We start from the raw sequence: 6992 nt of genomic DNA on the forward strand, positions 1-6992 counted from the left end.
GTCATGCAAGGTCCTATTTCAGAGGCGGCTGGACAGATCGTCCAGGGCCGCGCGCAAATCAGTGAACTGGAAAGTGAAACCCGCTTCCAGCAAGCGGTCCGGCAGGGCCTTCTGGCCGCCCAGTAACAACAATGACAACTCGCCCAGAGCTACTTTCAAGGCCAGGGCCGGCATCGGCATGAACGCCGGGCGGTGCAGCACGCTGCCCAGTGCCTTGGCGAACTCGCGATTGCGCACCGGTTTGGGAGCGCACGCATTATAAGGACCGCTGGCGTCTTTCTGATGCAGAAGAAAATCAATCAGGGCGATTTGGTCGTTGATATGGATCCATGGCATCCACTGCCGACCATTGCCGATCGGCCCGCCCAGCCCCAGTTTGAACGGCAGCAACAGCCGCGACAAAAAGCCGCCCTCGGCCGACAGAACCAACCCGGTACGAATCAGCACAACCCGAATTCCCAAGGCCTCGGCACGCTGGGCGGTTTCTTCCCAGGCGATGCACAACTGACTGGCGAAATCATCGATGACGGGAGGTGAAGCCTCGGTCAACTCACGCTCCCCCCCATCGCCATACCAGCCCACCGCCGAACCGGAAATCAACAGCGAAGGTTTTTGCTCGCGTTTTTCCAGCCAGACCAGCAGCGTTTCGGTCAGGGTGATGCGGCTACTCCAGAGCAACGCTTTGCGCTTGTGAGTCCAGGGGCGGTTGGCAATCGGGGCGCCTGCCAGATTGATAATGGCGTCCAGCGGTACCTCGTCGAGGTCCTCCAGCCGGGCAATACCACGCACTTGCGGGCCGCATATTTTCGCGACTTTTGCAGGCTTGCGACTCCAGACCGTCAGGTGATGCCCCTGACTCAACCAGTGCCGACAGAGCTGACGTCCTATCAAACCAGTACCGCCTGTCAGCAATATGTGCATGACTTCTTCCTCGCGTGGCGTTTAACTCTGATCACTAGTCTATTTTTATAAGCAGGGATCTTTGGTATCGGGCAGTGTCTGTGTTTAACAATAGGCCAAGCTGTCAGATCGAGAACGCTAAAAGTTATACCAAAAAACAATATTGTACAGGTTTGACCCACGGCGTAGTCTGTACAGAAAGGTAAACGAGGCCCCTATGACTGTACCTATCGCAATCATCGGCACCGGCATCGCCGGGCTTTCAGCCGCTCAAGCCCTGACTGACACAGGGCATGTCGTCCAGCTTTTCGATAAAAGCCGCGGCAGTGGCGGACGCATGTCGAGCAAGCGCAGCGATGCGGGTGCTCTGGATTTGGGCGCGCAATATTTCACAGCCCGCGACCGCCGCTTCGTCACCGAAGTCCAGCGTTGGCAAGCCAACGGCTGGGTCGCCGAGTGGACGCCGCAGCTCTACACCTACCACGGCGGCCAACTCAGCCTGTCGCCGGATGAACAGACGCGCTGGGTCGGTACGCCACGCATGAGCGCCATCACCCGCGGCCTGCTCGGTGATCTGCAAGTGCAGTTCGCATGCCGGATCACTGAGGTCTATCGCGGCGAAGAACACTGGCATTTGCAGGACGCCGAAGGCTTCACCCACGGCCCATTCAGTCATGTGGTGATCGCCACACCCGCCCCTCAAGCCACCGCACTGCTGGCGGCTGCATCGAAGCTGGCCGGGGTCGCCGCCGGGGTAAAAATGGACCCGACCTGGGCCGTCGCCCTGGCATTCGAAACCCCGCTGGAGACACCGATGGAAGGCTGTTTCGTGCAGGACAGCCCCCTCGACTGGCTGGCCCGCAACCGCAGTAAACCGGGACGCGACAACACCTTGGACACCTGGGTGCTGCACGCGACCAGCGCCTGGAGCCGGCAACATATCGATCTGTCCAAGGAAGCCGTGATCGAGCAACTGCACGGCGCATTCGCCGAACTGTTGCATGACTCCATGCCCGCCCCGACCTTCAGTCTCGCCCATCGCTGGCTCTATGCCCGCCCCGCCAACAGCCATGAATGGGGGGCGCTCGCCGATGCCGACCTGGGCCTGTATGTCTGCGGCGACTGGTGCCTGTCCGGGCGTGTCGAAGGTGCCTGGCTCAGCGGTCAGGAAGCTGCTCGTCRCTTGCATGAACACATGCAGTAAACCGCATCACCCGCGTCAATTGCTGCTGTCGAAGTGGACAGCAGCCCATCACAAAACTTATACAGAAAGTTTGACTTGTACACCTTTGAATCTATGATGAAGCCATACTGTACAGAACCTTCACTCTGTACAGGTTTGGATTCGAGGTGCTCTGATGACCCACGCCCCCGTGAAACCGAAAATCGCTATCAGCGCTTGCTTGATGGGGGCCGAAGTTCGCTACAACGGCGGACACAAGGCATCACGCCTGTGCAGTCACACCCTCACAGACTATTTCGATTTCATCGCGGTGTGTCCGGAAGTCGCCATTGGCCTCGGCATTCCCCGTGAGCCGATCCGCCTGGTAGGCGACCCGCAACATCCCGAAGCCGTGGGCAGCGTTCACGCCGAGCTGAATGTCACCCGGCCGCTCACCGAGTACGGACAGACAATGGCCAGTCAATTGAGCGATATCTGCGGCTACATCTTCATGCAGAAATCCCCGTCCTGCGGCCTGGAACGGGTAAAGGTCTATCAAGCCAATGGTGCACCGGTGGAGGGCGGTGGTCGAGGCGTCTATGCCCAGGCTTTCTGCGCAATGCGCCCTGACCTGCCAGTAGAAGAAGACGGCCGGCTTAACGATCCGGTGCTGCGGGAAAACTTCCTCACCCGCGTCTTCGCCTACAGCGCCTGGCAGCAACTGCTGCAAAAAGGCTTGACCCGCCGCGGCCTCACCGAATTCCACTCGCGCTACAAATACCTGCTGATGGYGCACAACCCGGAGCAATACAAAACCCTGGGGAATTTACTGGGCAACATGAGCCAGACCACCCCCGGCGAACTGGGTCCGCGTTACTTCAGTGAATTGATGGCGGCATTGAAAAAGTGCGCCACACGGCGCACCCACACCAACGTCCTGCGACACATCAGCGGCTACCTCAAGCAGGTCATCAGCCCTGAAGACAAACAGGAAGTGCAGCACGTCATCGGCCAATACCGCCAAGGCATCGTGCCATTGGTGGTTCCATTGACCCTGCTCAAGCATCACTTCCGCCAGCACCCGGATACTTACATCGCGCAACAGGTTTACCTGCAACCGCATCCGGAAAATCTCAGCCTGCGAAACGCGATCTGATGAAATCCCCACTCGACACCAGTGCCAGCGAAGACCTCGGCGATGATTTTAAAAAGGCCCTGGACGAAGGCTGGCTGCCCATCCGTGAAGTGGCGCGCCAGACCGGCGTCAACGCCGTGACGTTGCGTGCCTGGGAACGGCGTTATGGCCTGATCGTTCCGCAACGCACACCCAAGGGCCATCGGTTGTTCTCGGCCGAACACGTTCAACGCATCCTGACGATCCTCACCTGGCTTAACCGCGGCGTGGCCGTCAGTCAGGTCAAGCAACTGCTGGACACGCCGCAGGCGTTTACCGAGCCCGTCGAAAATGACTGGCAAGTGCTGCGCCAGACGCTGCTGCACGCGGTGTCACACCTGAACGAACGCGCTCTCGATGACACCGTCAATCAAGCCATGGCGTTGTATCCACCGCGAACCTTGTGCGAACGCCTGATGCTGCCGTTGCTGGCAGAACTGGAACAGCGTTGGCAGGGCCAGTTTGGCGCGCAGATGGAGCGGGCGTTCTTTTATTCCTGGTTACGCAGCAAATTCGGCGCACGCATCTACCATAACAACCGTCAGTTACGCGCCGCGCCACTGTTGTTGATCAATCACTCGGATGTGCCACTGGAACCTCACCTGTGGCTCGCCGCCTGGCTGATCAGCAGCGCCGATTGCCCGGTAGAGGTGTTCGACTGGCCCTTGCCCGCCGGCGAACTCGCGTTGGCGGTCGATCACTTGCAAGCCCGCGGCGTACTGCTGTATTCCAGCAAAGCCATAAACCTTTCGCAGCTGCCAAAACTTTTGAATGGTGTCAGCTGCCCAAAAATGATTGCCGGGCCCACGGTACGTATCCATCACGCCGAGTTGTCCACAAGAACTACCGAGATCGCTGATTTGTCCTTCGCCGAAGACCCGTTATCGGCGCATAAGGAACTTGTTCAGCGCAGGTTAATTTAATGAATTGTTCGGACAGCACCATGCAATTGATCTGGCTGCGCAGCGATTTGCGCCTACACGACAACACCGCCCTCTCGGCTGGCGCAGCGCGCGGCCAAGCGGTGGCGGTGTATTTGCTGAGCCCGGAGCAGTGGCTGGAGCACGATGATGCACCGTGCAAAGTGGATTTCTGGCTGCGCAACCTGAGCGAATTGAGTCGCGCGTTGGGCGAACTGAACATTCCCTTGTTGATCCGCAAGGCATCGCGTTGGGACGAAGCGCCGAGCGTGCTGCTCGATCTGTGTCAGCAGTTGAAGATCGACGCCGTACACGTCAACGAGGAGTACGGCATTCACGAAAGCCGTCGCGATGCGGCGGCGGCCCAAGCGCTGAAGGCCAATGGCATCGATTTCTATAGCTACCTCGATCAGCTGCTATTCAAACCGGGCACCGTGCTGACCAAGACCGGCACTTACTTTCAGGTCTTCAGCCAGTTTCGCAAGGTCTGTTACGACCGCCTGCACAGGTCAATGCCCGAGCAAGTCCGCGCCCCTGCCGTCCAGGCGCCATTGGCGATCAGCAGCGACCCCCTTCCATCAAGCGTTGACGGTTTCGCCACGCCCAGCGACAGCTTGCGCAAACACTGGCCCGCCGGTGAGACCGAAGCCCGACGCCGTCTCGACACATTCGCCGACGCACAGATCGACTACTACAAAGACGAACGCGACTTCCCGGCCAAACCCGGCACCAGCCAGCTCTCGGCCTATCTCGCCGCCGGAGTGATTTCCCCCCGCCAGTGTTTGCATGCGGCTCTGCAAAGCAATCAGGGCGAGTTCGAAAGCGGCAAGGTGGGCGCCGTCACCTGGATCAACGAGCTGCTGTGGCGCGAGTTCTACAAACATATTCTGGTGGGTTACCCACGGGTCTCGCGCCATCGCGCCTTCCGGCCGGAAACCGAGGCCCTGGCTTGGCGCGATGCACCGGAAGAACTGCTGGCGTGGCAAGAAGCCCGCACCGGCCTGCCGATCATCGACGCGGCCATGCGCCAACTGCTTGAAACCGGATGGATGCACAACAGGCTGCGCATGGTCGTGGCAATGTTCCTGACCAAGAACCTGCTGATCGACTGGCGTGAGGGCGAGCGCTTTTTCATGCGGCATTTGATCGATGGCGATCTGGCAGCGAACAACGGTGGCTGGCAGTGGAGCTCGTCCACCGGAACCGATGCGGCGCCCTGGTTCCGGATTTTCAACCCATTGAGCCAGTCGGAGAAATTCGACGCCGAAGGCGTGTTCATCAAGCACTGGCTGCCAGAACTGGCCGGGCTCAACAAAAAGGACGTGCACAACCCGGCGAACCTCGGCGGCTTGTTCGGTGTGGCGGACTATCCGTCGCCGATCGTCAATCTGAGCACGTCTCGACAACGGGCGCTGGCAGCGTTCAAAAACTTGCCAGCACGACAAGATTTATCGCCACCGGGATTACTTCTAAGCCGGGGCGCTGAATTACGAACATGTACCCATATTGGGTCGGGCGATTGCCTGGCTGAAAAGGAGAATGGGATGAGTCGTCCCCCCCCACGGCGCTACTGGTTGACCGGCGCCAGTAGCGGCATTGGCGCCGCGCTGGCCGAGGAAATACTGAAAAGCGGCGCTCATGTGGCCGTCAGTTCACGCTCGGTAGCAGTGCTCAAAGTCTTGTCCCAGCGCTATCCCGGACAAGTGCTGGTCCTGCCTGGAGACCTGACCAACAGCCAGCGGGTGCGTGAAATCGGCGAGCAAATTGCGCAAGACTGGGGCTCGCTGGACACTGTAATTCTCAATGCCGGCACCTGCGAGTATGTCGACGTTCAGCAATTTGATTCGTCGATCGTCGAGCACGTGGTGCGTACCAATTTGCTCGCCAGCGCTTATTGCATCGAGGCCGCGATACCCCTGCTGCGCAAAGGCACCGCGCCACACATGGTGGGCGTAGCCAGCGCCGTGACGTACTTGCCGCTGCCGCGGGCGGAAGCCTATGGCGCATCGAAAGTCGGGCTGCGTTACCTGTTCGAATCGCTGCGCATGGACCTGGCGCCGGAAAGCATCGAAGTCACCATGGTCAGCCCTGGGTTTGGCCAGACACCACTGACGGCAATGAATGACTTCCCGATACCGCTCAGTTGTCCGGTAGCTAAAGCGGCCCGGCATCTCTTCGCCAAACTCGAGAACCGGCCATTGGAGATCGCCTTTGCGGGCCTGTTCATGGCGGCGCTTTGGCCGCTGTCGAAATTGCCCAACGCGGTGCAACTGGCCATCGGCAAACGCATGGTGCGCAGCAACCCGCCGATCCAGGACCTGCTGTAAACATTGCCCTCATCGCCAGCTGTTTCCCGCACTTCACTTCATGGCCCAACGGTTCGCCTCAGATACCCAATACTGAGCGTCCGTCAGGCCTTTCACACAGCATCGGTCCTCTGCCTTACACTGCGCGCCATGAAAACCATACCCCACACGCAAATCGCCGAGCCGGCCGTCACGTGCTCGACCTGCGCGGCTTGCTGCTGTCAGCTCGAAGTGATGCTGATCACCGACACGGGCGTGCCCGAGCGTTTTATCGATACCGATGATTGGGGCGGTGAAGTCATGTTGCGTCTGGACGACGGCTGGTGCGCTGCGCTGGATCGCAACAGCATGATGTGCACGATCTACGAAAAGCGTCCGTTGATCTGCCGGGAATTCGAGATGGGCGCACCGGAATGCATCGAAGAGCGCCAGGGGATCAGCACCGCGTATCGGTAACCAGGAAGTGATCGCTCGATCCGACGCCATCGCGGGCAAGCCACGCTCCCACAGGTTAGGCGTTCTCCTGTGGG

5 protein-coding genes and 3 pseudogenes are annotated in these 6992 nt (G+C 59.6%); 7 read left to right on the forward strand and 1 reads right to left on the reverse strand.

All coding sequences use genetic code 11. The features are described from left to right. Positions 1–18: 18 nt before the first annotated feature. A complete protein-coding gene (locus tag AC1DSG_RS25065) occupies positions 19–921 on the reverse strand; it encodes a TIGR01777 family oxidoreductase (protein ID WP_477793300.1) in 903 nt (300 codons plus the stop codon). Positions 922–1117: 196 nt separating this feature from the next. Between AC1DSG_RS25065 and AC1DSG_RS25070 the strand changes: the two genes are divergently transcribed. The 7 genes and pseudogenes from AC1DSG_RS25070 (at position 1118) to AC1DSG_RS25100 (ending at position 6918) form a co-directional block, all read left to right on the forward strand. Then, positions 1118–2104 (forward strand): NAD(P)/FAD-dependent oxidoreductase, encoded by a 987-nt coding sequence (locus tag AC1DSG_RS25070; RefSeq protein ID WP_477793301.1) that lies wholly within the window; start codon positions 1118–1120, stop codon positions 2102–2104. A gap of 154 nt (positions 2105–2258) precedes the next feature. After that, the gene (locus AC1DSG_RS25075; RefSeq protein ID WP_477793302.1) at positions 2259–3218 is read left to right on the forward strand and encodes a YbgA family protein; all 960 of its coding nucleotides are present in this window, start codon (positions 2259–2261) and stop codon (positions 3216–3218) included. Continuing rightward, positions 3218–4159, forward strand: a complete 942-nt coding sequence (locus tag AC1DSG_RS25080; protein WP_477793303.1) for a MerR family transcriptional regulator — start codon at positions 3218–3220, stop codon at positions 4157–4159. Before AC1DSG_RS25075 ends, AC1DSG_RS25080 begins: the two co-directional genes overlap by 1 nt. Before the next feature lie 20 nt (positions 4160–4179). Next, a pseudogene (gene phrB, locus AC1DSG_RS25085) lies at positions 4180–5604 on the forward strand (deoxyribodipyrimidine photo-lyase); the annotation flags it as partial. Beyond that, positions 5552–5704: pseudogene (locus AC1DSG_RS25090) on the forward strand (nuclear transport factor 2 family protein); the annotation flags it as partial. The pseudogenes phrB and AC1DSG_RS25090, both read left to right, overlap by 53 nt. A 32-nt stretch (positions 5705–5736) precedes the next feature. Further along, positions 5737–6483: pseudogene (locus AC1DSG_RS25095) on the forward strand (SDR family NAD(P)-dependent oxidoreductase); the annotation flags it as partial. A 129-nt stretch (positions 6484–6612) separates the two neighbouring features. Beyond that, on the forward strand, positions 6613–6918 hold the full coding sequence (locus AC1DSG_RS25100; RefSeq protein WP_007942663.1) for a YkgJ family cysteine cluster protein: 306 nt from the start codon (positions 6613–6615) through the stop codon (positions 6916–6918). Positions 6919–6992 lie beyond the last annotated feature (74 nt).

This window comes from Pseudomonas sp. P5_A12, from assembly GCF_056400685.1.

Excerpts from the sequence above, each read along its gene's own strand:
- AC1DSG_RS25065 (WP_477793300.1), bottom strand. The coding sequence starts at position 921 with ATGCACATATTGCTGACAGGCGGTACTGGTTTGATAGGACGTCAGCTC.
- AC1DSG_RS25080 (WP_477793303.1), top strand. The coding sequence starts at position 3,218 with ATGAAATCCCCACTCGACACCAGTGCCAGCGAAGACCTCGGCGATGAT.
- AC1DSG_RS25100 (WP_007942663.1), top strand. The coding sequence starts at position 6,613 with ATGAAAACCATACCCCACACGCAAATCGCCGAGCCGGCCGTCACGTGC.